Origin of the sequence: Vibrio sp. IB15 (assembly GCF_016406055.1) — a bacterium.
GTDB classification, from domain to species: Bacteria; Pseudomonadota; Gammaproteobacteria; order Enterobacterales; family Vibrionaceae; genus Vibrio; species Vibrio chagasii.
Genome location: NZ_JAEFCE010000002.1, coordinates 111,602 through 136,791 on the forward strand (window position 1 = coordinate 111,602; position 25,190 = coordinate 136,791).

Below are 25,190 nucleotides of genomic sequence, written 5' to 3' on the forward strand. Positions count from 1 at the left end.
GCTATTTTTGATCGGTTTTTTACTTCGTAGAGTTGTTGTATAACCAAATTAGATGGTTATACGTGGAACTATGAAAGCTCTTTTCAGAGTGTAGTTGAAACCTAAATGGGAGTAGCTATCTGTAAAGCGTCCATCTCTTCAATCTTGGCTTTGTTCCTCAAGCTACGTTTATTCACTGACCGTAACTCGTCCTCTAATTTTCATTGAACCAAGCTTATAGGCTAAGTTTCGTTATTTTTAACTCAATAAACCTATAAATGAGCCAAATAACATGAATGCACCGACAAGCCCTACGATTGGCATCTTGACCGTTTTCAATAGCCACACACCTACGATGATCAGAGCGAAGTCTAAACCGTCACTCACTGCACTTGTGAAGATTGGCTGATACAGAGCCGCAAGTAGTAACCCGACTACCGCTGCATTCACACCGGTAAGTGCACCAGCAACTAATGGTTTACTTGCAATTGCCTGCCAGTTTTTCAAAACACCCAGGAGTAATAAGAAGCCCGGTAAGAACACGGCGATTGTCGCTAACAATGCACCAGTAATTGGTGCCGATGGCATTAATACATAGCCTAAGTATGTCGCTAAGGTAAACATAGGACCAGGTACAGCCTGTGCTGCAGCATAGCCCGTTAGGAAAGCATCTTGGGATAGTTGGTCACCAATACCATTCTGCAACAATGGAAGTACCACATGACCGCCACCGAATACTAAGCTGCCAGCTTGATAGAACAGCCCAAATACCTCAATACCTTGAGAGTATGCACTGAACAGAGGAAGGCCAACCAAGAGCACAACGAAAATAACGAGCGGTGTTATGGAGATCTTGTGTGTTGATGGAAGGGTTTTAATTTCTTGTGAGGTCAAAAACTTGCTGCCAATGATTGCGGCAAATAGAAGTACCAAGATTTGCGGCCAGATCCCCGGAAGTAACAGGAGAACTACGGCTGCCATGACGCATAAAGCGGTCGCGACTTTCGATTGGCAAAAGTTTTTGTACATGCCAAATGTGGCATCAGCAACCACTACAACTGCAAGCAACTTCAAACCGTGAATGATTGAATTGAATAAAGGCGCTTCCAATAGCTGATTGCTCACCAAAGCTAATATCAACATTAAGATGACAGATGGGGAAGTAAAGCCGATAAACGCAGCAATCGCACCCGTTAAGCCACCTCTTTTGTAGCCAACCGCAAAGCCAACTTGGCTTGAACCTGGACCAGGTAGAAATTGACTAAGCGCGACAATTTGCCCGTACTCTTCATCAGATAGCCAGTTAAGCTTCTCAACAAAGGTTTTACGGAAGTAGCCAATGTGTGCAGCTGGTCCACCAAAGCTAATCCAGCCAAGCCAGAAAAAGGTTTTAAAAATTGAAAGCATGATCGATTCCAGATAAATGTTTAGCGTAATTTATGGTGACTTACACTATGATTCAAATTAATTGTTTTAATTATAACTATTAATGAAATGGGTTTTGTTGAATGGCTGATTTTAACTGGAAAGGAATCGACCTTAACTTATTGATAGCGTTACAAGCGTTGTACAAAACGAACAGTGTAAGTAAAGCTGCTGAGCGTTGTTATGTCAGTCAGTCTGCGATGAGCCATAGCCTTCAGCGACTTAGAAAGTTGTTTGATGATCCTCTGTTTGAGCGAGTTGGGAGCAAGATGGAGGCGACGGAGAGAGCGAGAGAGTTATCTAGCACTGTCGATGCTTTGCTTAATACGATCCAATCTGAAGTACTACTTTCTAAATCGTTTGATGTAGCCACTTATAAAGGCACTTGGAGAATAGGCCTGACGGATTACGCAGAGCAGATGTTTGGTCCAATGATCTTCGACTTTATTAAGCAGTCTTCTCTAAGCTCTCAGGTGGCGTTTTTTAATGTCAATCGAACCAATTATCAAAATGTCTTTGAAGAGGCGAAGTTAGACATCGTCATTGGCAGTTTCGGAGAGGTGCCAAAACTGTATCGTACGAAACATCTCTATACCGAGCAGCATGTGTGTTTGCTAGATGAATCCGTTTTAAATATTGAACTACCTATATCATTGCAATCCTTTGTTTCTGTAGAGCATGCGTTAGTCTCGCCAAGTGGTGAGTTAAAAACTGCAGTTGACGCAAAACTTGCTGTTCTGGGTTATTCGCGAAAGGTTGCGATTGCATCGAGTAACTTTTTAACCGTTAAACGTCTGATTAGTGGTAGAAAGTTGTTATGTATAGTCCCTAAGTTGGTCGCGAGAAATGGTGCAAATACAGAGGGCTCATTGGTCGCTGTTGCTCCGCCGATAGACGTTCCCGATTTCGACATACAGCTTGTTTATCGCAAGGGGAAGCATTTAGACGATAAGAATAGTCACTTGAGAGATGTGATTTCGCAAGCGGTGGAGATTGTTATTGATGCTGGGTAACTGATTGGTGGTTCCGTCTAAGCTGGTATCCGATTAAGTGCCTGAGAATGACGACACATAAGGCTCCCACATAACCATCAACGGCGTAATGCCAGGCCAAATGTACCGAACCTATCTGAATGATGAAGGTGTACACCCAGGCCACATATCCGAGTTTTTTGTTGAGTTTGTATGCAGTCATAGCCATCAACACTGCGATCGTGACATGTAAGCTAGGCATAGCAGAGATTCCCGAGCCTTTAATGATAACGCCATCAATGTAGTTTTCCCAGAGCATGTCTTGTGTTGAAAGCATCCAAAGCGGCAGCAAGCCCTGTTCGGAAAGGTATTCGCTTTGTGATTCTAACCTCTGCATCAGCTGAGCATAAGCATCAAGGCTTTCGAAGTGATGAAAGAAAGCTGGACCAGCAGAAGAGAGTAGTGTGGCCACCACGTTGCCTATCACTAACCATGAGCTCAAGAAAGTTAGTAGAAATTGGTTGCGGAGTAGTTCGTTTTTCCTATCAATGACAAAGAACAAAAGCATGCCCCACATAAGGAAAAACCATAAATTATATAGCGCGCTGATCACCAATGAAGAGAGTGCTCCAGGGAACAAGTAGTGTGTGACTTCCCATGGAGAGAAGCCGAAGTGTAGCCATTTGTCTAAATAGTAGAAGTCTAGGTCAAATGCATAATGGTTAAAGTATGGGATGAGGGATTTTAAAAAAGTGTAGTTTGAAAAGGCCACGTTGAGCGAGACCATCAAAATGATGAAACTGATTGGCTTAGATATGGGACAAAGAAGTGTTTTGAATTTGTTTAAAAATTTTATTGTTGGCTTTTGTTCTCTGGTAAAAAGCATATGAAAGTAGAAGTAAGTCGCCCATAAGACAAAGGAGACGTAACTAATGATGGCTAATACCTCAAGGTAAGTGTAGACATCATACACGAGTTCACGGGGTACTAGCAGGCTGGTAAGTAAGGTGAGAGGTGTTGTTATTGCAATGAAATATAAGATTAATTTATTTCTCTTAAATTCAAAAAGTAACGACGATAACAAGTCTGAATGTTCTGTCTGAGAGGCGGTCTTAGAAGGCGTTGTCTCTGAACCCATATTGCCTCTCATCAAGGTTTTTATTCATGATTAAAGGTTAGTTCATCTGGGCTGCTTTTCTACTTGAGTTATTCGCAAGACATCAAAAATAAATGAAATAATTCCTTCCATTTTCTACAGTCCGACTATACTTAATTTACGACTAAAAGCAGTCGTAAAGAATAGGCTTTTTGATTTACCTAAGCAAAAAAATTGGTTATATCCATATGATATAGCTTAAAAAACTGCCAGGCTAAATGGATTTAGTTGGTCTAAAAAGCGCTAGCTCCCCCTAGCGCTTTTTCTTTTGCATCAGTCTAATTTACTCACGTATCTTCAATCACTTAAAGCGAGAAACGAGTCCATTTTTTTGCTCGCCAGCGGTACGCCATAATGATGCCTCGGAACCATTCATCCATCGCGATCGCCATCCAAGCACCAAGCACACCATACCCCCAGTGCACGCCGAGTAAATAGCTCATGGCAACCCCAATGCCCCACATGCTGAGGATGCCCATTTTTACTGGGAACTTAATATCGCCAGCTGCTTTCAAGCATGAGATGAAGATAAGGTTAAATACTCGACCAGCTTCGAGAATGATTGACCCCGCAATCAGCCCTGCCGCTAATGCGATGATCTCAGGATCTTGTGTAAATAGGTCGAGAATCTCATAACGGAATAGGTAAACCACACAGGTGATCGTGGTTGAAGCGATGAAGCCCACCACAAAGTAGCGCTGTACACGTGACGTGATTTCATCGATCCACCCTTTACCAATGTAATAACCGGTTTGAATTTGGCTACCTTGACCAATGGCTAAAGCAAAGGCAAACGAGAGACGTGCGATGTTCTGAGCGTAGGTAAAGGCCGCCAGTGATGATGTGCCCATCTGAACGACAAAGAAGGTAATGCTGATCTGTGCCATGTTGTAAGAGAGCACTTCACCCGCGTTCATCGAACCGATCTTCATTATCTTCTGATAGATAGATTTTGGTACCGATTTAAACTGTTTCACGGGTAAGTCTATGCCTTTGCTTCTGACCACACCAATCAAGATAAGCATGCCAATCACTTGGCTCGTTACGGTTGCAATGGCTACCCCTTGAACGCCGTATACCGGTAAGCCAAAAGGTTGGTAGAGCGCGCAGTAGTTGCCGAAGATATTAATAACACCAGCAATCATATTGATGGCCATTGGAGATTTAGAGTAACCATGACTGCGAAGGATAGTGGTAAGCACCACACCTATCGTGACGTTGAAAGTGAGGGCGCCACTGATGAACAAGTACTCTTGTGCGTACTGCTCAACCTGAGCTTCAAGCTGATAAAGCGGAATAAAGTACTCTGCACCTAGCACTGCGAAAATACTCAGCAATACACCCGTAATAATCGCCAATATGATACTGGCAACGCCAACTTGAGCGCTTTCTGTATCGCGTGAGGCGCCATTGTATTGGGCAATGAGAATACCAGTACCACTGCTGACCATGGTCGATACGATGATTAGGAAAAAGGATATCTGAGAGATAACACCAACGGCAGACACGGCTTTGTCTGAGTACCCAGATAACATGAATACATCACTGGTGTTTAGTGCAGTTCGAAGCAGCACTTCGATAAAAATTGGCCAAGTGAGCGCAACGATTCCCATGCGTTTGTTTAGGGTGGAATCAGCATTAGGCATTTAGGTTTTCTCAAAAAAAGGGAAGGCGAGTCTATAGTTTAGTGGTTATTGGGTAAACCACTATCAAATTAATGTCCGGATTACGAATAAGGGTTAAGATATTTTGAATAAACCCGTATTGCCCACATTCTAGCTCTTTGTGATGAAACTTATTCGCATGTTTCATGGTGTGAGTCGATCGGATTTCTACCACTGAAAAGTAGCAATAAGAGCTCAACGTGCAGGAATGAAAGTAAAAGGATCATGGTAGGCCAAGTGCTACGATAGCTTGCCGTTTGCTTACATTGTTTCTATGTTTCAAGGCCACCCATAGCTGGCAGCCTTTTTATTTAAATGAAAGATAAGCTACTTTGTCGTGTCTCGTAACTTGAGCTCGCTCGGCACGTAAACTCTTAATGGTATGCTTCGGGCGTCACGTGATTTTTCAATCAATAAGTTAACACTTTGAGTTCCCATTAATTCAGAATGAATACGGACGGTTGATAAAGATGGGAAGGTAAACTTAGCTGTTGGGCAATCATTGATGCTGATCATCGCGATGTCATCTGGAATGCTTAATCCATGTTCATGAATGGCACGTAAAACACCGATTGCGATTGAGTCTGATGCGATAAATATTGCTTTGGGGTAGTTACCACTTTTTAGCATTTGATTCGCCAGATTGTAGCCTGAAGAACTAGAGAACTCGCCTCGGTAGATATCTTGCTCGCTGACGACGTTCTTCAAATGACCGTATTCTGCAAAGGCTATCTCACGAAGATCTGGGGTGCGACTGTCGTATTGCCCGCCAATGAAACCAATGCGCTCGTAACCTTGGTTAATGAAAAAGTTGGTGATTTCTTTGCTGATGCGGGCGAGGTCAATATCAACGGAGTCATAAAGTTCTGACTGATCTGTATAGTTAACAAAGCAGATGTTACTCGTGAGTTTCTTTGCTTGTTCAATAACTTCTTTAGTCATCCTGCCAACGAGTAAAATACCGCTAACTTGGCGTGAATTTGTCTGTATTTTACTTTCGTAACAGTTGATTAGGCCAATATTCATCTTTTCGCACTGGTTCTCGATGCCGTGGCGAATTGATAAGTAGTAAGGGTCCTTAACTTCAGCGTCCTGTTTGTAGTTATACAGTGCAAGAAAGTGGTGCTGCTTTTTGTTACTCGCCGTTTTACGCGAGCTACTGATTTTATAATCTAGCTTATCTGCAATCTCAAAGATACGCTTTTTGGTCTCCGCTTTGACGCTTAATGTTGGATCTTCATTGAGAACTCGAGAAACGGTAGCTAATGAAACATTAGCTTCAAGCGCGATATTTTTTAACGTAGCCATACTCACTTCCTGTAATTGGAACATTGCGCTGCTTTGAAATTTTTCAGTTTAAAGGCAATGTATCCCTTGATTGCATAGTCCCATCGCAGTCAAACGAAAGGCCATACATTAGCGGTCAGTAAAATCAATGTTTAACCACTTTATGTTGTTTTGAATCTAATTGTAATTAAATATTTTATTTAAATTCAATGGATTATAAACAGCTATTGGTTGTTTTTTCAATGGGGTAATTGATATGTTCGGTATGGTTTCCTGTCTATATTTACAGTTTGCAGCGCTTAAGCTAAAAGTACTACGAAATTGGCAGTGCGTATTTTGATAAATACGAGCTCGTATTGAGAGGAGAAGGCTGGTTAAGTCATAAATGACAGCAAAGAGAGACTGATTGTAAAGGTACGATTTCACCCGTTTGATTTAATGACGTTCAAAAAACAGTCGATGGAAAAGCTCATACTAGGCCGAATGTGCAACTTTTGTCTAGGATTTGGAGCCTGACTGGCGGTGGCAGAATTTTTGAATGACACAAGCGTAGAACGACATGAGTCGATGATAGCAATCGCAGTTGTACAGGGGGCTCTCAAAGCACAATGCCAGCTGAAATTCGAGTGATTTCACACTTACTGTGAATAAAGTATTTGTAGAATTTATGCATCACTGCTCAATTTATAAATATTAGAGTGACTCAATGTGCTCATTTACTTATACTTACGAGTTTTAAAGATTACGTAAAATATTGGTAAATAAGGAATTATAATGAGAAAAGCCCTGTCATTAATGGCTTTAGGTGCAGTTGCTGCGTCTACGTCAGTTCAAGCGAATGATAATTGGTATGTTGCAGCTGATGTATTGAAGACAGAATTGGATGCAGAATCGATTAAGGTGGACTCAAGTACTGGTGTCAGTATTGCACTTGGTACGGAATATCAATATTCGAATGGCTTTAGTCTGGCTTGGGAGTTTGAGTACATCCATTTTGGGACCTTCACTGAATCCTTGATGGAAAATGATTATAATTATTTCGAAAAAGAAAAATTTGAAGTTGAAGCTCAGTCATTTAATTTTAATGTTAAACCTAAGTACTACTTTTCCGATTCAGGACTTTACTTGGGCGCGATCGCAGGTGTAGGCGTCACGAAGGCAGATCTCACATGGACATATGAGACTAACCTCCCTTATGGAGAAAACGAAACTTATTCAGATGACGGAAGTGACCTCAGCTTTAACTACGGTGTAGAAGCCGGCTATAAATTTACATCGGGTGTGGTTGTTTCTGGTGGCTACCGTGCATCTTCTGTGGCAATTGGTGTGGAAGGCGGTGGTGAGCTCGATTTGGACTTCGATAGCTTCTTCGTTGGTGTAGAGTATCATTTCGGTTCTTAATTTGATCTGAGTATGTAATCTTAAAAGGAGCCTCTAGGCTCCTTTTTTGATGAGTTGGTCAATCACCCTATGGTGGTGATCAGACACTCCCGCTAGGTTACCGTATTTCGGCTGGTGGCGATCATTTTCTAATGGGTGGTGCCAACCTTGTGTATGTTTAACAAAGTGTGCAGCAAAGCTTTCAGACACCTCTAAACACCCAGCCATGACGGTATCGACATAGGTTTGAACGATAGGGCTGTTTTCACAAGGTGCCTTGATTTCGTCTTTCACATAAACCCAAATAGATTGATCTTCTTTGAATTCGGTTTGGCTCTCTATCTGATCGGCTTTTAATTCGATGCGGTGATAGCCGCGTTCACGACGATCAAATTCAGCAAGCGCTATCTCGTCGACTTCAAGTAAAACACCATTCACTTGCCCTTCGCCAAGATTGACGATCAAAGGGGATAACACGTAACTGTCGTCGATCTTACTCCAGTGGCGCACTAAGCCATGAACAATCGCTGGGATTGCTTGACCCGTTTGACCGGTAAGTTGACGAGAGGAGGAGTTGATCAAGCTGCCATAACCAAAAATATACATCGCGTTCCTTGTCTGAGTTGTGCCATTTAAGTCTAGTCTTACTATATGTGGCGCAATCATAAAAGTCAGTAAGTTTCTATTTACACCCTTGTATGTCTTTATGACTCTTTTGGTTGTGTGGTTTTGACTTTTTTATTGGACAATGAACCTTGTGAGTAGTTGTTTTTACTGGCTTTATCTTGTTGGCGCGTTTCATGCTATGTGAACTGCACATTGCATCAAGCTTGATGCACACCAAATTCAGGTTTAGGTAATACCTTGGCCTCTTATCTGAGAGTTAGGAGCGAGTTTGTTAAATATCACAGATAAAAGTGTGGAAGACGCGATTCCAGCCTATTTGCGTTTAGGCTTTCGACCTTTCTTCTTTCTAGGCAGTGTTTATGCCGTAATTGCGATTGTGGCTTGGGTCATCATGTTCCAAAACGGCCAACCTGAAATTCTAGAGGTGCCCGCGTTATGGTGGCACGTGCATGAGATGTTGTTTGGGTTTTCGATGGCGATTGTTGTTGGCTTTGTACTGACGGCCGTACAAACATGGACAGGGGTTAATGGCACCAAGCATTATCGATTAGCCGCACTGGTCGGCTTGTGGTTGGCACCTCGTATTCTATTTTGGACGCCGGCACCGCTATGGCTAATTTCGTCGATTGAAGCGCTATTTTTGGCTTTTTCTGCTTACGAGATTGGCTTTCGAGTCGTGCAGTCGAAAGGATGGAAAAATCTATTCTTCGTTCCACTGTTTGTACTGGCGATTGTGGCGAACTTTGCGAGTTACGCGACCATTAAGGGGATGCCGCCGTTTCCTTCGTCAGCGGTATGGCAAGCTATGCTGTGGTGGTTTACTTTACTACTATCGGTGATGGGGGGGCGAGTCATCCCATTCTTTACCGCTCGTCGCTTTAACTTTGAAAAAGCGCAGCCATTAGTGTGGTTGGAATGGTTAGCGAATCTACCTTTGGTGGGGCTGTTTATCTTGAGCTTCTTCCCTCTAGCCTTTGCTCAAGTGGGCAGCGGATTAATGGTTTTTGCTGGTGTTGCTCAACTAGTACGCTTCATCCGCTGGAAACCTTGGACAACGCTATCTGAACCTTTGGTGTGGTCGCTGCACGCTGCATATGTGTGTATTCCGCTAAGCTTGTTGTTACGTGGCTTGTTAGATAATCCATTTGCCAGTCACAACATGCTGCACTTGTTTGCGATTGGTGGTTTGAGCGGGCTTATCTTAGCGATGATCAGCCGCGTGACCATGGGACACACTGGCCGTGCTATCTATAAAGGACCAAACATGGCGCTCGCATTCTCTGCAATTTTTGTGGCAGCGCTGGTACGTAGCTTAGGTGTCACCTTCTTCCCTGGTTATTTGTTTGAGATGGTGAACATCACTGCTGGCTTATGGACGCTGGCGTTTGGTCTGTTTATCTGGAAATTCGGAATGATGTTACTTACGCCAAGAGTGGATGGTCATCCAGGGTAAATTGATTTCAGTATCTTGATTATAAAGGGAAGCATTGAGCTTCCCTTTTTTGATTGAAATTAACGCTTATCAACTTATTGACTGTTCGCTATCAAGTATTGACGTACCTGCGTAATCAGGTCCTCTTTGGCGTGAGGGGAGATGAAACTCGCTTCCACGGCATTAATACTGAACTGGGCTAATTCTTGATGGGTGACTGGGTGGGCATTGGCTACCGCGAGGAAATTGTCATTCATGTAGCCACCAAAGTAAGCTGGGTCATCGGAATTGATGGTGACACAGAGCCCTTTTCTCAGCAGTTCGACAATGTTGTGCTGCTCCATAGTATCGAAGACTTTTAGTTTGGTATTTGATAGCGGACAAACTGTCAGCGGAATACGTTTTGCTGCCAACTCTTCTACGAGTTCTGCGTCGTCGATACAGCGAACACCATGGTCGATCCGGGTGATACTTAGCAAGCTCAATGCGTCAATAATGTTTTGTGCTGGGCCTTCCTCTCCGGCGTGTGCGACAGTCAGAAAGCCTTGGTTGAGCGCTTCTTGGAATACATGTTTAAACTTCTCGGGCGGGTTACCTTGTTCCGATGAATCTAAACCAACCGCAATGATTTTATCTTTGTAAGGCAGAGCCTGTTTGAGTGTCTCGAACGCACTTTCTTCATCGAGGTGGCGTAGAAAGCACATGATCAGTTGGCTACTTATCCCAAGTTCATGAGTTGCTTGGTCGAGTGCACGAGTGATGCCAGTGATAATAGTGTCGAAGGTTATGCCACGCTCTGTGTGTGTTTGCGGGTCAAAGAAAATCTCAGTGTGAACCACATTGTCTTGTCGGCACTTTAATAGGTAGGCCCAAGTGAGATCGTAAAAGTCTTGTTGATGAATCAGTACATTGGCGCCTTGATAATAGATGTCGAGAAAAGACTGTAGGTTATGGAATTGATAGGCATCTCGCACTTGCTCTGGGTTCTCAAAGGGAATCGATACGTTATTGCGCTTGGCCAGTTCGAACATCAGTTCGGGCTCCAGTGTGCCCTCAACGTGTAAGTGCAGCTCAACCTTCGGTAAATTTTTGATGAAGCTATCCATAGCAACTCCTTAGCTATTTTAATTATGGGCGGAGTAGGGGGAGATAATTAACGCCTACCAAGCTAACGGGTTAGACGACTCATTTATCTCTGTTTGAGCATAGTTCATTTCATGGTTGTCGATGAAATGAGGCTAAAATTGTTAGGGATTAGAAGCTGTTGAGTGCTTAAAAATGAGCCGCAAACGATTTGCAGCACTAGAGTGTGATCCGCTGCAAATATTTGCAGCAATATTCGTTGATTTGTGCTCTAATACCGCGCTTACCAAGGGATGGTGTTAAAAGATGCTCACTTAGATGGAGTTATCAAAGTTGACCGATCCCTTAATGATCTCCCTTAGGAAAAAATAGAACATGTCTAAGAACAAAAAATTTGATATCCGCCTTACAGAAAAACGCAACGGCTGGTGTGCTGAGATTACTCGTCAAGTAACGTCTCGCAGCACAACAGTATCTAAGCGTGAGTCTGGTTTCGAAACAGAAGCGCTTGCACAAGAGTGGGCTGAGAAAGAGCTAGCATCTTTCATCGCAAACCAAGCTGAACGTAACGAGCGTAAAGCGGAACAACGTAAAGAGCGCGATGAACTACGTCACGCTAAAGAGCTTAAAGCTGAGCAAGCACGTGAAGCACGCGCTAAAGCTCGTGCAGAAGAGCAAGAAGACGCTGAGTAATTCGGTGCACGATTAATTTATAGGTCCCTTAATTTTAAGATAAGGGAGTTATAAAAAAGCCCCAATATAGTCACCTATATTGGGGCTTTTTCGTTTGTCGAGTTCGTTGCTATTTTGCTTAAGAGCGACGGTTTGGCTTCTTGCTTTTTACATCGCTCTCTCAAGCCTTAATCAGTTGTTTAGCGTAGTTAACCAATCGTCTTCTGCTACTTCTTCAATGTAGCTTTCTACGGTTTGTCCTACTTCTTCATCGTCTTGCTTGAAGTAAGCGATGTGGAACACAGCATCACCTTCATTCACCAAAGGTAGCGTTTGTTGGCCAATCACGATACCGCCTTTAGTCGTGATAACTTGGCTCTCTTGGTGACCTAATGGAGAACTGATGTAAGCAAGTGTTTGTCCTGCTTCAACTTGTTCGCCCAGTCTCACCATGTTACGCAAGATACCGTCTGATTCTGCACGAATCCAGCTGGTGGATTTGCTCAATACTGGCTCTGGTAGCTTCTTGCGGTTCGGGCGCAGCATGCCGATTTCTTTCATTACTTGGTGAATGCCAAGGTAGCCTGCTCGAATTGCTAGGTGATCAAAACGCAGCGCCTCACCACCTTCGTATGTCAGTACTGGAATACCTAGCTTTTCCGCTTCGCTTCGCAGTGAACCATCACGTAGGGGTGAGTCGATGATCACCGGTGTCGCAAACGCTTTTGCGATGCGCATGGTTTCTGGGTTCGAAAGGTTCGCACGAATTTGTGGCAAGTTCGTACGGTGAATCGCACCCGTGTGTAGGTCCAGAATGAAATCACAGTGCTTAGCCACGTTCTCGAAGAAAGTGTAAGCGATACGAGATGTTAACGATCCTTTCTCGCTACCAGGGAAGCAACGGTTTAGATCGCGACGGTCTGGTAGGTAACGAGACTTATGGATGAAGCCGAACACGTTAACGATCGGCACGACAATCAATGTCCCTTTCAATTTCTTAGGATCGATCGCATTGGTGAGTTGGCGTGCAATCTCAACACCATTTAACTCATCACCGTGAATCGCAGCGTTTACCATCAGTGTTGGACCTGCTTGGCGACCGTGAATGATTTCAATCGGGATCGAAAGTGGAGAGTGCGTGTAAAGCTGAGCTGCTTGCAGTTCAATCTCCATTCGCTGTCCTGGCTGAACAGTAGAACCAAGTAATTCGAATGGTTGATTAGGTTTTAGTCTTGCCATTTAGGTTGTTCTCAACATGGTGATAATTCGTTAACACGGAATGTAGCAATCGTTGATTTTTAGTACGAATCAATCGGTTTACGGTAACGACAAAACTTTTTTGTGGAGGTGTATCGGGAACGGTATTCCATGGATGGCGCCCCCTTTGGAATACTCTTTTTATTTGTAAGGTTTTCTGGCAATTTATTGATTTAACTCTGATAATTGTATTTTTGGCACTTGCTATTATCCATCGCCATTTTATGGCGGCCAATTTCAAATATCGAGATGAAAATGAAAAAAACAATTTCAAAAGTTGTAGCACTTGCAGTGGTATCTGTTGCTTTATCTGGCTGTGTTGGTAGCAACGCAGTAACCGGTTACCTAATGAAGTTCAACCTTAAAGCCGTTGATAACCGTTACGCACGTGGCGGCTTAAACTTACTGTTGGCACCGGCATACGGTCTAACGGTTGCAGCGGATTACCTAGTATTCAACTCACTAGAGTTCTGGACTGGTAGCAACCCACTAACGGGTGCGCCGCATATCTTTGATACTAAGGTGGATACTTACATTGATATCAACCATCAGCTAGTTCCGTCTCTAACGGAAGCGCCTGTAGGTCCAATCACTAATGTAAATATGATCGAAAAAGGTCAGATGCAGCAGATTGATGAAAACACTATCCAAATGGATATCACTTACCAATCTGGTGAGCGAGCGACACTAATCGGTGTTCGTGATGGCGAGATACTAACGTACTTTATCGATGGTGAAGTCGTTGCACAAACGTCAATTGATGAGCTAGAGAGCTACGCAGCGTCACGCGCTTAATGTCTTAGCTGGTTGCAAAGATTAGATACAAAAACAGGTACTCATTGAGTACCTGTTTTATTTTGTCTGAATAAATGGTGTTTACTGTAAACACCATTTATTGAACAAACGTAGCTTATCGAATTAAGCTTTTTCTGGGATTGCTTCTAGTAGCGCAACCATTTGGTTCCAGAATAGCTCAACCGTATCAATCTTCACTTTCTCATCTGGAGAGTGAGGGAACTTGATAGTAGGGCCGAAAGAAACCATGTCCATGTTCGGGTAAGGTTCTTTGAATAGACCACACTCAAGGCCAGCATGGATAACCATGATGTTTGGCTTGTGGCCGTAGATGCCTTCGTACATGTCGCGGAAGATGTGCATGATTTCTGAATCTGCGTCTGGCTTCCAACCTGGGTAAGCGCCAGAGAACTCGATGCTCGCACCCGCAAGCTCTGCTACAGAGTGAAGCATGCTTTCAACTTGGCTACGGCCAGAGTCGATCAGAGAGCGGATTAGGCAAAGTACAGTGATTGAGTTCTCTTCTGTCGTGATAACACCTACGTTTAGAGATGTCTCAACAACACCTTCAATCTCATCACTCATACGAATCACACCGTTTGGCGCCGCGTTAAGTGCTGCGATGAAGCGATCTTGGTCAGCAGCTGCAAGTGCGCCCATTTCAACTGAAGCTTCTTCGTTGAAAGTCACGATGCTGTCTTCTACTTTACCTAGCTCTGTTGAAAGTAGCTCTGTGTAGTAGTTGTATAGCGAAGCCAGTTTTTCTTGGTTTGCCGCTGGAACAGCAACAGTAACGAAACCTTCACGAGGAATCGCGTTACGTAGGCTACCACCTTTGAATTCTACGATGCGTAGGTCTAGCTCTTTTGCGTGACCAGCCAGGAAGCGAGCAAGTAGTTTATTCGCGTTCGCACGACCAGTGTGGATGTCACAACCTGAGTGGCCGCCTTTTAGACCTTTAAGCGTAAGTTTGCGAGTCACGAAATCTGCTGGGATTGCAGTACGAGCAACGTCAAATGTCATTGCGCCGTCGATACCGCCAGCACAACCCATGTACACTTCGCCTTCTTGCTCTGAATCGGTGTTAAGAAGGATGTCGCCTTCTAACCAACCCGCTTCAAGACCGAATGCACCCGTCATACCTGCTTCTTCGTCTACAGTTAGTAGAACTTCGATTGGGCCGTGCTTGATTTCGTTTGATGCAAGAACCGCTAAGCATGATGCCATACCCATGCCGTTATCTGCGCCAAGCGTTGTGCCTTTTGCAGTAACCCACTCACCGTCGATGTACGGTTGGATTGGGTCTTTAGTGAAGTCATGAACCGTATCTTCGTTCTTTTGTGGAACCATATCGATGTGAGCTTGTAGCACAACACCTTTTTTGTTCTCCATGCCCGGCGTCGCAGGCTTTTTGATGAATACGTTGCCCGTTGGATCACGGCGTACATCTAGCCCTTGTTCTGTTGCCCAAGCAATAATGTATTGAGCAAGCTCTTCTTCATGCTTAGAAGGGTGTGGGATTGAGCAAATCTTATCGAAGAACTGCCAAATAGGGGCAGGGGATAATTTACTGATCTCAGAATGGAATTCAGACACGGATGACTCCTTTTTTATTTGATAACCATATATTTAGGCTTTCTATGGGTATAAACATAGAGCAAAAACCTAAAATATAGGTCTGTTTTGATGCCGACAGCATACCATTAGAGTGTTTTGACGAGTAGCGCTTCTAAACCTGAAATGCTTCAAATTTTGAACGCCATCTTGTTCATTTGATCTTGTATAAGTGCTCTGATGCTTATAAAAGATGCAAGCAAACGTTTGTTTAAGTCTGATTTGTAGTTTTATTACGAAATTAAGTTTGCAAAATAACCCGAACTGGTCAAAAGTGTGACCTGAAGCAAAGAGTGCTTGTAATCTTTTTTCTTTAAGGTATATTTGTAACCAACTTCTGAAGTGAAGAGTAAATGCTCAAAGGATGAGTCCGTTTATCGCCTCCAAGGAACCGAGAAATCAAATTCGTTTTTTATTGATTTATTAAGGTGATAGTTATGAAAGGTTTACCATCTGCAATGTTCTGGCTTAACAACTCTGTTTACACTAGCAACTTTGCATACCCTACAAGCTTTGGTTACTAATACCATAAGCATGTAACTCGAACAGTTTTGTTCACCCCTATATATTGGAATTCTCTTACAACCCTTTTGGTTGACAGATTCTACCGCCACTCAGTTTTGAGTGGCGTTTTTTTTGCCTGCTACTTTTATCCTCAGCTTTGATTCATCATCTATCTACGACTATGCTCGGTTGTTTTTTTAAACAGCAAAATGTCAATTTGAGCCTTATTACCAATCCTGTTGAAAATCGGACAACTCTTGTGGGTTTGAATTGGCAAATTTAGCGCCAGATTCTTAATGAAAATAACTGATGGTTGAAAAAGTAATCAAATAAATACGACCATTAAATTGTTTTTAGTCTATTGTTTTTAATGTGTATTTTTCTTTTTAGATGTGATTTTTAATCGCTTGGTTTCATACGTCATTCTGATAAATATTATTTAGAGCCTTAATTCTATCTGGAATTTGTTATTTGATAACTTTATAATCCAAAGCCAATCGATTACGCAACCGTTTACTTTTTACCCTTATAGGATTCGATAATGTTCGAAAAGCTATTCAAACTCAGTGAAAACGGCACCAATGTGCGCACTGAAATCATCGCGGGTCTAACAACCTTCCTAACAATGGCTTACATCATTTTTGTAAACCCAATGATCCTAGCTGATGCTGGTATGGACCACGGCGCTGTATTTGTAGCAACCTGTTTAGCGGCTGCTATTGGCTGTTTCATCATGGGCTTTGTTGCTAACTACCCAATTGCTCAAGCTCCAGGTATGGGCCTGAATGCCTTCTTTACCTACGCGGTTGTGATGGGTATGGGTTACACGTGGCAAGTTGCTCTAGCGGCAGTGTTTGTTTCGGGTGTGATCTTCATTTTCTTGAGCATCTTTAAGATCCGTGAATGGATTATCAACTCGATTCCTATGTCTTTGCGTGTAGGTATCTCTGCGGGTATCGGTCTTTTCCTAGCGTTTATCGCACTTAGCAATGCTGGCATCGTGGTTTCTAACCCTGCAACTAAAGTATCACTTGGCGACATTACTGCTATTGCTCCTATCCTTGGTGCTCTTGGTTTCTTCCTTACTATTGCCCTTGTACACCGCGGTGTGAAAGGCGCAGTAATGATTGCAATTCTAGCTATTACCGCTCTTGGCATTATCATTGGTGACGTTCAGTACGGCGGCATCATGTCTACACCACCAAGCCTTGCTCCGACTTTCATGCAGCTTGATTTCTCTGCAGTATTTGAAATCGGTATGATCTCTGTTGTATTTGCTTTCCTATTCGTCGACTTATTCGATACAGCGGGTACGCTAGTGGGTGTTGCTACAAAAGCGAACCTAATCAAAGAAGATGGCAAACTACCTCGCCTGAACAAAGCACTGCTTGCTGATTCAACAGCAACGTCTATCGGTGCTCTTCTAGGTACATCGAACACGACTTCATATGTAGAGAGTGTTTCAGGTGTTGCTGAAGGTGGTCGTACTGGTCTAACGGCTGTTGTCGTGGGCGTACTTTTCCTTCTTGCTCTTTTCTTCTCACCACTTGCAGGTATGATTCCGGCGTACGCAACATCAGGCGCGCTTTTCTATGTAGCAATTCTGATGATGTCAGGCCTAGTTGGCATTGATTGGCGTGATCTTACGGAAGCAGCACCAGTCGTGGTAACATGTCTACTTATGCCGCTGACGTACTCTATTGCTGAGGGTATCTCACTAGGTTTCATCGCTTACGCTGCAATTAAGCTGCTAAGTGGTAAAGGTCGCGACGTTTCACCTGCTGTGTGGATCATGTCGGTAATCTTTATTCTTAAATACATTTTCGCTTAATCGTCTAGATTTCTGCTTAAACGCTGAAGAGGCTATGTTTGGCATAGCCTCTAATAACATGAAAAATTATTAGGTTTTATACTATGAGCAACAAATTCGTTATCACTTGGGACAACATGCAGACTTACTGCCGTCAACTAGCAGAAAAGCAAATGCCAGCAGAGCAGTGGAAAGGTATCTGGGCTGTAAGCCGTGGTGGTTTGGTTCCTGGTGCAATCTTGGCTCGTGAACTGGGTATTCGTCACGTAGATACGATTTGTATTTCTAGCTACGACCACGATCACCAACGTGATATGACTGTCGTTAAAGCACCTGAAGGTGACGGCGAAGGTTTCCTAATCGTTGAAGATCTTGTTGATAGTGGTGACACTGCACGTAAGCTTCGCGAAATGTACCCTAAAGCAAAACTGATCGCTGTATGTGCTAAGCCTTCTGGCGCTCACCTACTAGACGAGTACATTGTTGATATCGCTCAAGACACATGGATTGAGCAACCTTGGGATACTAGCCTAAGCTACGTTGAGCCAGTAAATCGCAAGTCAAAATAAGCGTAAACTTAGTTTTTTGAGAAATGACCCTTTATAGGGTCATTTTTTTTTATATTATTAGTCAAAATCATTTCTTATTAAGTGTCCCAATGTCTGAATCAGAAGAAACGAGCTCGAACCTTTCGGAAACCTTGTTTGTAAAACACAAGCAAGCAAAAGAGACCTCAATGCTGACACAATACATGCCAAGCTCTGAAGCGTTATTGGATGAGAAGCGTGAACAGCAAAACTCATCATGGTACCGAAACCTAAGACGTCTTCAGTGGGTATGGCAAGGCGTGAACCCTATTGAGCAAGAAGCCGTACTGGCTCGAATCGCGTCGTCAGACAACTCTCGTACTACCGATGAGTGGCTAGATACCGTGATGGGATACCGCAGTGGTAACTGGGCCTATGAGTGGACCAAGTTGGGCATGTTGCATCAGAACCGTTCCAACGACAAAAGCGGTGAAGAGGTGGCTGAAGAGCTGTTCTCGGCGTCTTTATGTTTCAGCATTGCAGGTTACCCGCACCTAAAGAATGACAACTTGGCGGCTCAGGCCCAAGTATTAGCAAATGCAGCCTATTCTGAAGCAATTAAGCATACCAAGCTGATTGTTAAGCAGATTGAGGTGCCGTATCAAAACAAGAAAATCAAAGCCAACCTACACCTAGCGAAAACCGACAAACCGCAACCAGTTGTGATCGTGAGTGCAGGTTTGGATAGCTTGCAAACGGACATGTGGCGTTTGTTTAGGGATTACCTGGCGCCAAAGAACATTGCGATGCTTACTGTCGATATGCCATCGATAGGTCACAGCTCTCATTGGCCGTTAACCGAAGATTCTTCGTGCCTGCACCAAGCGGTATTGAACGAGCTGCCAAATATCCCATGGGTTGATCATCATAAAGTGGGCTTGTTTGGTTTCCGTTTTGGCGGCAATGCGATGGTGAGGCTGTCGTTTATCGAGCAACAGAAGATCAAAGCGTGTATCTCTCTTGGTGCGCCAATTCACGATATTTTTGTGCATGCCGATAAACTAAAGCAGATGCCGAAGATGCATTTAGATGTACTGGCTTCTCGTTTAGGTAAAGGTGCTGTTGATATCAATAGTCTTTCTGGTCAGTTGATGGCGTGGTCTTTGAAGGTGCAAGGCTTGTTGTCGAACAGCAAAACCAGCGTTCCTATCTTAGCGTTAGCCTTAGAAGGTGATCCTGTGTCACCGCCAATGGATAATCAACTGGTTGCTATTTACAGTGATTACGGCAAGGCAAAGAAAATCAAATCGAAATCAATTACACAAGGTTATGAGCAATCCCTCGAATTAGCGATAAAGTGGCTTGAGGATGAATTATTTAGATGACATTTCTCCTAAATTAGTTAAGCATGAAAAGTGTACAGATTAAGTACCTGATACTCAGAGAAAATTTATAAAATCCAACTGCATATTTTCAACGTATTGCAGTCTGAGTAACGTCATTCTTAACATTGAAAATGGAGATTCAATATGTCAGAAGTGACACAAGAACCAACGCATTATCGCTTGTTAAACGTATTAAAGGCCATTGGGCCATACTTGAGGGAGCCGCAATCAGAAGAAGGTCACTATATTTTTGATTGCTTATCAGTGTGTGTGAACGATAAAAAATCACCAGAAGAGCGTGAGTTCTGGGGCTGGTGGATGGAGTTGGACAAGTCGGAAGAGGGGTATTCGGCGAAGTACAACATTGGTAAATACAACATTGAAGGCAAGTGGGATTCATTACCTCTGCCTAAAAAGGCGGTTGCTGAGGTCACTAGAACTCAAGAAGCCTTCCACCAAAAACTGGTTGATGAACTTCAAAGTAAGTTTGAAATCAGCATCCAATTGGACGAAGAGTCTGTCGAATTCGTCTGATTTTAAAGGTTACTCTTCTATATAAAGTAAAAAGGTGCGATTTCGCACCTTTTCTGCTTGTGAATTCCCCTGTTGATTGCTAAAACATCACCTCTTATTTGTTTTATCCATAAAAGACTTCATGACAACAAATCATCAAAGCGGGACAACAGCGCAGCGTAAAACTGTCGTTGTTAAACTGGGTACCAGTGTCTTAACTGGTGGAACATTGGCATTAGACCGTGCTCATATGGTTGAGCTGGTTCGTCAATGTGCTGAATTAAAAAAACAAGGCCACTCTGTGGTTATGGTTTCGTCTGGCGCAATTGCAGCAGGACGTGAGCACCTTGGTTACCCCGCACTTCCCAACTCAATGGCGAGCAAACAGTTGCTTGCTGCAGTTGGGCAAAGTCAGTTGATTCAAGTTTGGGAGTCTTTATTCGCTATCTATGGCCTTAAGATTGGCCAGATGCTACTGACTCGTGCTGATCTCGATGACCGTGAGCGTTTTCTTAATGCTCGTGACACGATCAACGCACTCGTTGAACACGATATTATTCCTGTCGTGAATGAAAACGATGCGGTCGCGACCAACGAAATCAAAGTGGGCGACAACGATAACTTGTCGGCACTGGTTGGTATTTTATGTGGCGCTGATAAGCTTTTGCTACTGACAGACCAAAAAGGTCTATTTACTGCAGACCCTCGCAAAGATCCAAATGCAGAGCTCATCAAAGAGGTAAAAACCATTGATGACACGCTGCGTAAGATTGCAGGTGGCAGCGGCACGACTTTAGGTACCGGTGGTATGGCGACAAAACTGCAGGCGGCGGACATCGCTCGTCGTGCTGGTATTGAAGTTATCATTGCAGCAGGCAGTGCTGAAAATGTGGTTTTTGACTCTTTGAGTGACAATCCTCAAGGCACACGTTTCTTGCCGTTAGCCGAGGCGCTTGAAAACCGTAAACGTTGGATTTTAGCTGGCCCAGCTTCTGCTGGTGACATCGTGGTTGACGATGGTGCGGTGAATGCCGTTAACACCAAAGGCAGTAGCTTGTTGGCAAAAGGGGTGGTTCGAGTTAAAGGCGAGTTCTCTCGTGGTGAAGTCACCCAAGTTACAGACAGCAAAGGCAAAGTAGTCGCGCGTGGTATCGCTAGCTACTCAAGCCAAGACCTAGCAAAAATAGCAGGCAAGCACAGTAAAGATATTGGCGACATTCTTGGTTACGATTACGGGTCAGAAGTCATTCACCGTGACGACCTTGTCGTTATCCAAGAGTAGTTCGAGATGACAAGGCGATGAACGGCGCATCTGGCTTTTGCACTAGATGTTGGTAGTACGCATTGCCTTTTTCATCCAAAGACAGACAGAATTTAGGGAGAGTTAAACGTGGATTTAACTAACATGGGTATCGCAGCAAAAGAAGCTGCTTTTCACCTAGCGACCGCATCAACGGCGCAAAAGAACAAGGCATTGGCGATCATCGCTGATGAGTTAGAAGCAAATGCAGCCGCTATCTTAGAAGCGAACGCGAAAGACATCGAACTGGGCCGCGAAGCGGGTCTAACGGAAGCACTGCTTGACCGTCTACTTCTGAATGAAGAACGCTTAACTGGCATCGCTAACGACGTTCGTAACGTGATTAGCCTGAACGATCCTGTGGGCAGCGAAATCGACAGCAAAGTACTGGAAAACGGTATGTCATTGTCTCGTCGTCGCGTACCGCTTGGTGTGGTTGGTGTTATCTATGAAGCACGCCCGAACGTAACGATTGATATTGCGGCACTGTGTCTGAAAACGGGTAACGCAAGCATCTTGCGTGGTGGTAAAGAGACCTTCTTCTCGAACATGGAACTGGTAAAAGTTATCCAGTCTGCACTAGAGAAAGCAGAGCTTCCTGCAGCTTCTGTTCAGTACATTGAAAAGCCAGATCGTGAGCTTGTTTCTCAACTACTTAAGCTAGATGACTACGTAGATATGATCATCCCTCGCGGTGGCGCTGGTCTGCACAAGATGTGTAAAGAGAACAGCACTATCCCGGTAATCATCGGTGGTTTCGGTATTAGCCATATTTTCGTTGATGAAAGCGCGGATCTTGAGAAGTCTGTCGATGTGGTTGAAAACTCGAAAGTACAACGCCCATCAGCATGTAACTCACTAGATACCTTGCTTGTTCATGAAGCGGTTGCTGAGGAGTTTCTTGGTAAGCTTAAAACTCGCCTAGCGGATAAAGTAACATTAGTGGCAGACTCAAGTGCGAAGGCGCTTCTTGCTGATTTCGCTGACGTGCGTGATGCAGGTGAGGGTGACTTTGACACCGAATGGCTAAGCTACACACTAGGCGTAAAAGTGGTTGCGGATGTTGCAGAAGCGATTGACCACATGCGCGTACATAACGCGAGCCATTCAGATGCGATCATGACTAATAGTTTAGAAAGCTCTGAGCGTTTCATTAACTCGGTAGGCTCTGCAGCAGTGTATGTGAATGCATCAACTCGCTTTACTGATGGCGCACAGTTTGGTCTAGGCGCAGAAGTAGCAGTCTCTACTCAGAAACTGCACGCTCGTGGTCCTATGGGCTTAGAAGAGCTGACCAGCTACAAGTGGGTGGGCAAAGCGAATTATCTTGTTCGCGGTTAACGTTTCTCGTTAGCTTTACTCTGCAGCTCATTTTAAAAATTGCTATCGCGTAGCAATAATCAATGAATCAGCACACAAAAGGGCCTTAATTGGCCCTTTTTCTTTCCTAACGTTTGGCAATTCCGTTACACTGACAATCAATTATTTGGAGGTGATATGCATTGTCCTTTTTGTTCAGAGAACGACACTAAAGTAATCGATTCAAGACTGGTTGCTGATGGCCATCAGGTTCGTCGTCGCCGTCAATGCCTTGCATGTAGCGAGCGTTTCACTACGTTCGAATCGGCAGAACTCGTGATGCCGAAAGTCATTAAGTCGAATGGAAACCGCGAACCGTTTAATGAAGATAAGATGGTCGGTGGTGTGCAACGTGCTCTGGAAAAACGCCCTGTGAGTGCTGATGCGATCGAACTTGCTATCAGTAATATTAAGTCACAACTCCGTGCAACAGGTGAGCGTGAAGTTCCAAGCGAAATGATTGGCAACCTAGTCATGAGCCAATTAAAAGAATTAGACAAAGTTGCGTACATTCGTTTTGCTTCTGTTTACCGCAGCTTTGAAGACATTCGAGAATTTGGCGAAGAAATCGCTAAATTAGAGGATTAATCCCTCAGTCATGTCTAACTTTTCTCCCCTAGATTTCCAAATGATGTCGCGCGCTATCCATTTAGCGAAGCGCGGCATTTACACCACTGCGCCAAACCCAAATGTCGGTTGTGTGATTGTACAAACCGATGGACAAATTGTTGGTGAAGGCTTTCACGCCAAAGCGGGTGAACCTCACGCTGAAGTACATGCCATGCGAATGTCGGGTGATAAGGCAAAAGGTGCGACGGTTTATGTCACACTAGAGCCTTGTTCTCATTATGGTCGTACACCACCGTGTGCCGAGGGCTTGATTAAAGCTCAAGTGGCTAAAGTTATTTGCGCGATGCAGGATCCAAACCCGAAAGTCGCTGGACGTGGCATCAAAATGCTGCGTGATGCGGGCATTGAGGTTGAAATCGGTTTACTGGAGCAAGATGCTTTAGACTTGAACCCTGCATTTATTAAACGCATGCAAACAGGCATGCCTTTTGTTCAGCTTAAGATGGCAGCTAGCCTCGATGGGCAAACGGCACTAGCAAATGGTCAGAGCCAATGGATCACATCGCCAGCAGCGCGTCGTGATGTTCAAAATTATCGAGCAAAGGCGGGCGCAGTATTATCAACCAGCCAAACGGTGATTGATGATAACGCTTCACTGAATGTTCGCTGGGCTGAATTACCAAGTAGTACACAAGCTCATTACGCTGAAGCTGACGTGCGTCAGCCTGTTCGTGTGATTCTTGATCGTCAAAACCAACTGCGCCCTGAGCTCAAGTTATACCAATCGCCAACACCCGTATTAAGAGTCGCAGAGGCGTCTGCGGACGTTGAGATCGGCACCACTGAGACAGGTCAGCTGGATTTGCACGAGCTGATGTGCCAATTACCTGCCAATCATATCGACCATATTTGGGTCGAAGCGGGTGCAACATTGGCAAAAAGCTTGATTGAAGCACAGCTGGTGGATGAGCTAATCCTCTATTTAGCTCCTAAACTTATGGGCAGTGACGGAAGAGGTTTGATGGGCGCGTTAGGGCTCACTTCGATGTCTGATGTTATTGACCTAGAAATTAAAGATGTTCGACAGGTTGGTGTGGATATTCGCATCGTGGCTAAACCAATCTCGAAATAGTCACTCCAACTACATACATGTCGTTGACAACAAAAAGAGTTTTAAAATGTTTACAGGAATTGTAGAAGCCGTAGGTACATTGAGTGCAATCACTCCCCGCGGAGAAGACATTACCGTAACGGTTAACGTGGGTAAGCTTGATATGGCCGACGTTCAGTTAGGCGATAGCATCGCAACCAACGGTGTGTGTTTGACGGTCGTCGAATTCAATGACCACAGCTACAGTGCAGATTTGTCACTTGAGACCCTGAAAAAAACGGGCTTTGTTGATTACCAAGCGGGTGACAAAGTGAACCTAGAGAAAGCGATGCTACCAACGACACGTTTCGGTGGTCATATCGTATCGGGTCACGTGGATGGCGTGGGTGAGATTGTTGAACGCAATCAAGTAGGCCGTGCTATTGAATTCTGGGTCGAAATGCCCGCTGAAATATCAAAGTACGTTGCTCAAAAAGGCTCGATTACTGTCGATGGCATTAGTCTTACTGTGAATGATTTACGTAAGAATGCATTTAAGCTGACGATTGTTCCTCATACCTCTTCAGAAACCACCATCGATCAATTCCATGTTGGTCGTAAAGTGAATCTAGAAGTGGATGTGTTAGCGCGCTACATGGAGCGGCTACTGCAAGGTCAGCAACAAGAGTCTGAACCTGAATCTCGATTGACGATGGAATTCTTACAACAGAATGGTTTTGCCTAATCGTTGATATGAAGTGCGCTGAGCGTCACTTTGTAGAGCGAAGCA

22 protein-coding genes are annotated in these 25,190 nt (G+C 44.0%); 14 read left to right on the plus strand and 8 right to left on the minus strand.

Going from position 1 to position 25,190, the window contains the following annotated elements; translation table 11 throughout:
• Nucleotides 1–237 precede the first annotated feature (237 nt).
• Nucleotides 238–1,386: a chromate efflux transporter gene (chrA, locus tag JC606_RS01290; protein ID WP_198777634.1), complete on the minus strand. Its 1,149-nt coding sequence runs from the start codon at nucleotides 1,384–1,386 to the stop codon at nucleotides 238–240.
• Between the two features lie 101 nt (nucleotides 1,387–1,487).
• Here chrA and JC606_RS01295 point away from each other — a divergent pair, with 101 nt between their 5' ends.
• Nucleotides 1,488–2,417 (plus strand): LysR family transcriptional regulator, encoded by a 930-nt coding sequence (locus tag JC606_RS01295; RefSeq protein ID WP_198777635.1) that lies wholly within the window; start codon nucleotides 1,488–1,490, stop codon nucleotides 2,415–2,417.
• Here JC606_RS01295 and JC606_RS01300 read toward each other — a convergent pair.
• The 3 genes from JC606_RS01300 to ebgR all read right to left on the minus strand — a co-directional run bounded on the left by JC606_RS01300 (nucleotide 2,401) and on the right by ebgR (nucleotide 6,503).
• The gene (locus tag JC606_RS01300; protein WP_233090021.1) at nucleotides 2,401–3,513 is read right to left on the minus strand and encodes a phosphatase PAP2 family protein; all 1,113 of its coding nucleotides are present in this window, start codon (nucleotides 3,511–3,513) and stop codon (nucleotides 2,401–2,403) included. The two genes, JC606_RS01295 and JC606_RS01300, sit on opposite strands and share 17 nt — an antisense overlap.
• Before the next feature lie 323 nt (nucleotides 3,514–3,836).
• Nucleotides 3,837–5,177: an MATE family efflux transporter gene (locus tag JC606_RS01305; RefSeq protein ID WP_137408272.1), complete on the minus strand. Its 1,341-nt coding sequence runs from the start codon at nucleotides 5,175–5,177 to the stop codon at nucleotides 3,837–3,839.
• A 345-nt stretch (nucleotides 5,178–5,522) separates the two neighbouring features.
• Entirely contained in the window at nucleotides 5,523–6,503 is a 981-nt protein-coding gene (ebgR, locus tag JC606_RS01310; RefSeq protein ID WP_198777637.1) for a transcriptional regulator EbgR, read from the minus strand.
• A 753-nt stretch (nucleotides 6,504–7,256) separates the two neighbouring features.
• Here ebgR and JC606_RS01315 point away from each other — a divergent pair.
• The gene (locus JC606_RS01315; protein WP_198777638.1) at nucleotides 7,257–7,883 is read left to right on the plus strand and encodes an outer membrane beta-barrel protein; all 627 of its coding nucleotides are present in this window, start codon (nucleotides 7,257–7,259) and stop codon (nucleotides 7,881–7,883) included.
• A 33-nt stretch (nucleotides 7,884–7,916) separates the two neighbouring features.
• On the opposite strand, the gene JC606_RS01320 is transcribed toward JC606_RS01315, so the two are convergent.
• Nucleotides 7,917–8,468: a gamma-glutamylcyclotransferase family protein gene (locus tag JC606_RS01320; protein ID WP_198777639.1), complete on the minus strand. Its 552-nt coding sequence runs from the start codon at nucleotides 8,466–8,468 to the stop codon at nucleotides 7,917–7,919.
• A gap of 289 nt (nucleotides 8,469–8,757) precedes the next feature.
• Between JC606_RS01320 and JC606_RS01325 the strand changes: the two genes are divergently transcribed.
• Nucleotides 8,758–9,942, plus strand: a complete 1,185-nt coding sequence (locus JC606_RS01325; protein ID WP_198777640.1) for an NnrS family protein — start codon at nucleotides 8,758–8,760, stop codon at nucleotides 9,940–9,942.
• Between the two features lie 74 nt (nucleotides 9,943–10,016).
• Here the strand turns inward: JC606_RS01325 and JC606_RS01330 are convergent, their stop codons facing one another.
• Nucleotides 10,017–11,027 (minus strand): adenosine deaminase, encoded by a 1,011-nt coding sequence (locus tag JC606_RS01330; protein WP_198777641.1) that lies wholly within the window; start codon nucleotides 11,025–11,027, stop codon nucleotides 10,017–10,019.
• A gap of 352 nt (nucleotides 11,028–11,379) precedes the next feature.
• On the opposite strand from JC606_RS01330, the gene JC606_RS01335 reads away from it, so the two are divergent.
• Complete coding sequence (locus tag JC606_RS01335) at nucleotides 11,380–11,697, plus strand: DUF3622 domain-containing protein (RefSeq protein WP_004741494.1); 318 nt, start codon at nucleotides 11,380–11,382, stop codon at nucleotides 11,695–11,697.
• A gap of 171 nt (nucleotides 11,698–11,868) precedes the next feature.
• On the opposite strand, the gene JC606_RS01340 is transcribed toward JC606_RS01335, so the two are convergent.
• A complete protein-coding gene (locus JC606_RS01340; RefSeq protein WP_102424642.1) occupies nucleotides 11,869–12,915 on the minus strand; it encodes a succinylglutamate desuccinylase/aspartoacylase family protein in 1,047 nt (348 codons plus the stop codon).
• Nucleotides 12,916–13,188: 273 nt separating this feature from the next.
• Here JC606_RS01340 and JC606_RS01345 point away from each other — a divergent pair, with 273 nt between their 5' ends.
• A complete protein-coding gene (locus JC606_RS01345; RefSeq protein ID WP_137408268.1) occupies nucleotides 13,189–13,728 on the plus strand; it encodes a DUF3332 family protein in 540 nt (179 codons plus the stop codon).
• Nucleotides 13,729–13,851: 123 nt separating this feature from the next.
• On the opposite strand, the gene JC606_RS01350 is transcribed toward JC606_RS01345, so the two are convergent.
• Nucleotides 13,852–15,324, minus strand: coding sequence for an aminoacyl-histidine dipeptidase (locus JC606_RS01350; protein ID WP_198777642.1), 1,473 nt, complete (start codon nucleotides 15,322–15,324; stop codon nucleotides 13,852–13,854).
• 1,063 nt (nucleotides 15,325–16,387) lie between these two features.
• Here JC606_RS01350 and JC606_RS01355 point away from each other — a divergent pair.
• The 9 genes from JC606_RS01355 to JC606_RS01395 all read left to right on the plus strand — a co-directional run bounded on the left by JC606_RS01355 (nucleotide 16,388) and on the right by JC606_RS01395 (nucleotide 25,145).
• Nucleotides 16,388–17,677, plus strand: coding sequence for an NCS2 family permease (locus JC606_RS01355; RefSeq protein WP_008218658.1), 1,290 nt, complete (start codon nucleotides 16,388–16,390; stop codon nucleotides 17,675–17,677).
• Nucleotides 17,678–17,760: 83 nt separating this feature from the next.
• Entirely contained in the window at nucleotides 17,761–18,225 is a 465-nt protein-coding gene (gene tet(34), locus JC606_RS01360) for an oxytetracycline resistance phosphoribosyltransferase domain-containing protein Tet(34) (protein ID WP_004741499.1), read from the plus strand.
• Nucleotides 18,226–18,314: 89 nt separating this feature from the next.
• Nucleotides 18,315–19,568 (plus strand): esterase FrsA, encoded by a 1,254-nt coding sequence (gene frsA, locus JC606_RS01365; protein WP_137408266.1) that lies wholly within the window; start codon nucleotides 18,315–18,317, stop codon nucleotides 19,566–19,568.
• Nucleotides 19,569–19,712: 144 nt separating this feature from the next.
• On the plus strand, nucleotides 19,713–20,102 hold the full coding sequence (crl, locus tag JC606_RS01370; protein ID WP_008218654.1) for a sigma factor-binding protein Crl: 390 nt from the start codon (nucleotides 19,713–19,715) through the stop codon (nucleotides 20,100–20,102).
• A 76-nt stretch (nucleotides 20,103–20,178) separates the two neighbouring features.
• On the plus strand, nucleotides 20,179–21,363 hold the full coding sequence (gene proB / locus JC606_RS01375) for a glutamate 5-kinase (protein ID WP_171367898.1): 1,185 nt from the start codon (nucleotides 20,179–20,181) through the stop codon (nucleotides 21,361–21,363).
• Nucleotides 21,364–21,471: 108 nt separating this feature from the next.
• Nucleotides 21,472–22,722, plus strand: a complete 1,251-nt coding sequence (locus JC606_RS01380; protein ID WP_198777643.1) for a glutamate-5-semialdehyde dehydrogenase — start codon at nucleotides 21,472–21,474, stop codon at nucleotides 22,720–22,722.
• Nucleotides 22,723–22,878: 156 nt separating this feature from the next.
• Nucleotides 22,879–23,328, plus strand: coding sequence for a transcriptional regulator NrdR (gene nrdR, locus JC606_RS01385; RefSeq protein WP_008218648.1), 450 nt, complete (start codon nucleotides 22,879–22,881; stop codon nucleotides 23,326–23,328).
• 40 nt (nucleotides 23,329–23,368) lie between these two features.
• Entirely contained in the window at nucleotides 23,369–24,442 is a 1,074-nt protein-coding gene (gene ribD, locus JC606_RS01390) for a bifunctional diaminohydroxyphosphoribosylaminopyrimidine deaminase/5-amino-6-(5-phosphoribosylamino)uracil reductase RibD (protein WP_198777647.1), read from the plus strand.
• 46 nt (nucleotides 24,443–24,488) lie between these two features.
• Nucleotides 24,489–25,145: a riboflavin synthase gene (locus JC606_RS01395; protein ID WP_008218644.1), complete on the plus strand. Its 657-nt coding sequence runs from the start codon at nucleotides 24,489–24,491 to the stop codon at nucleotides 25,143–25,145.
• Nucleotides 25,146–25,190: the final 45 nt, after the last annotated feature.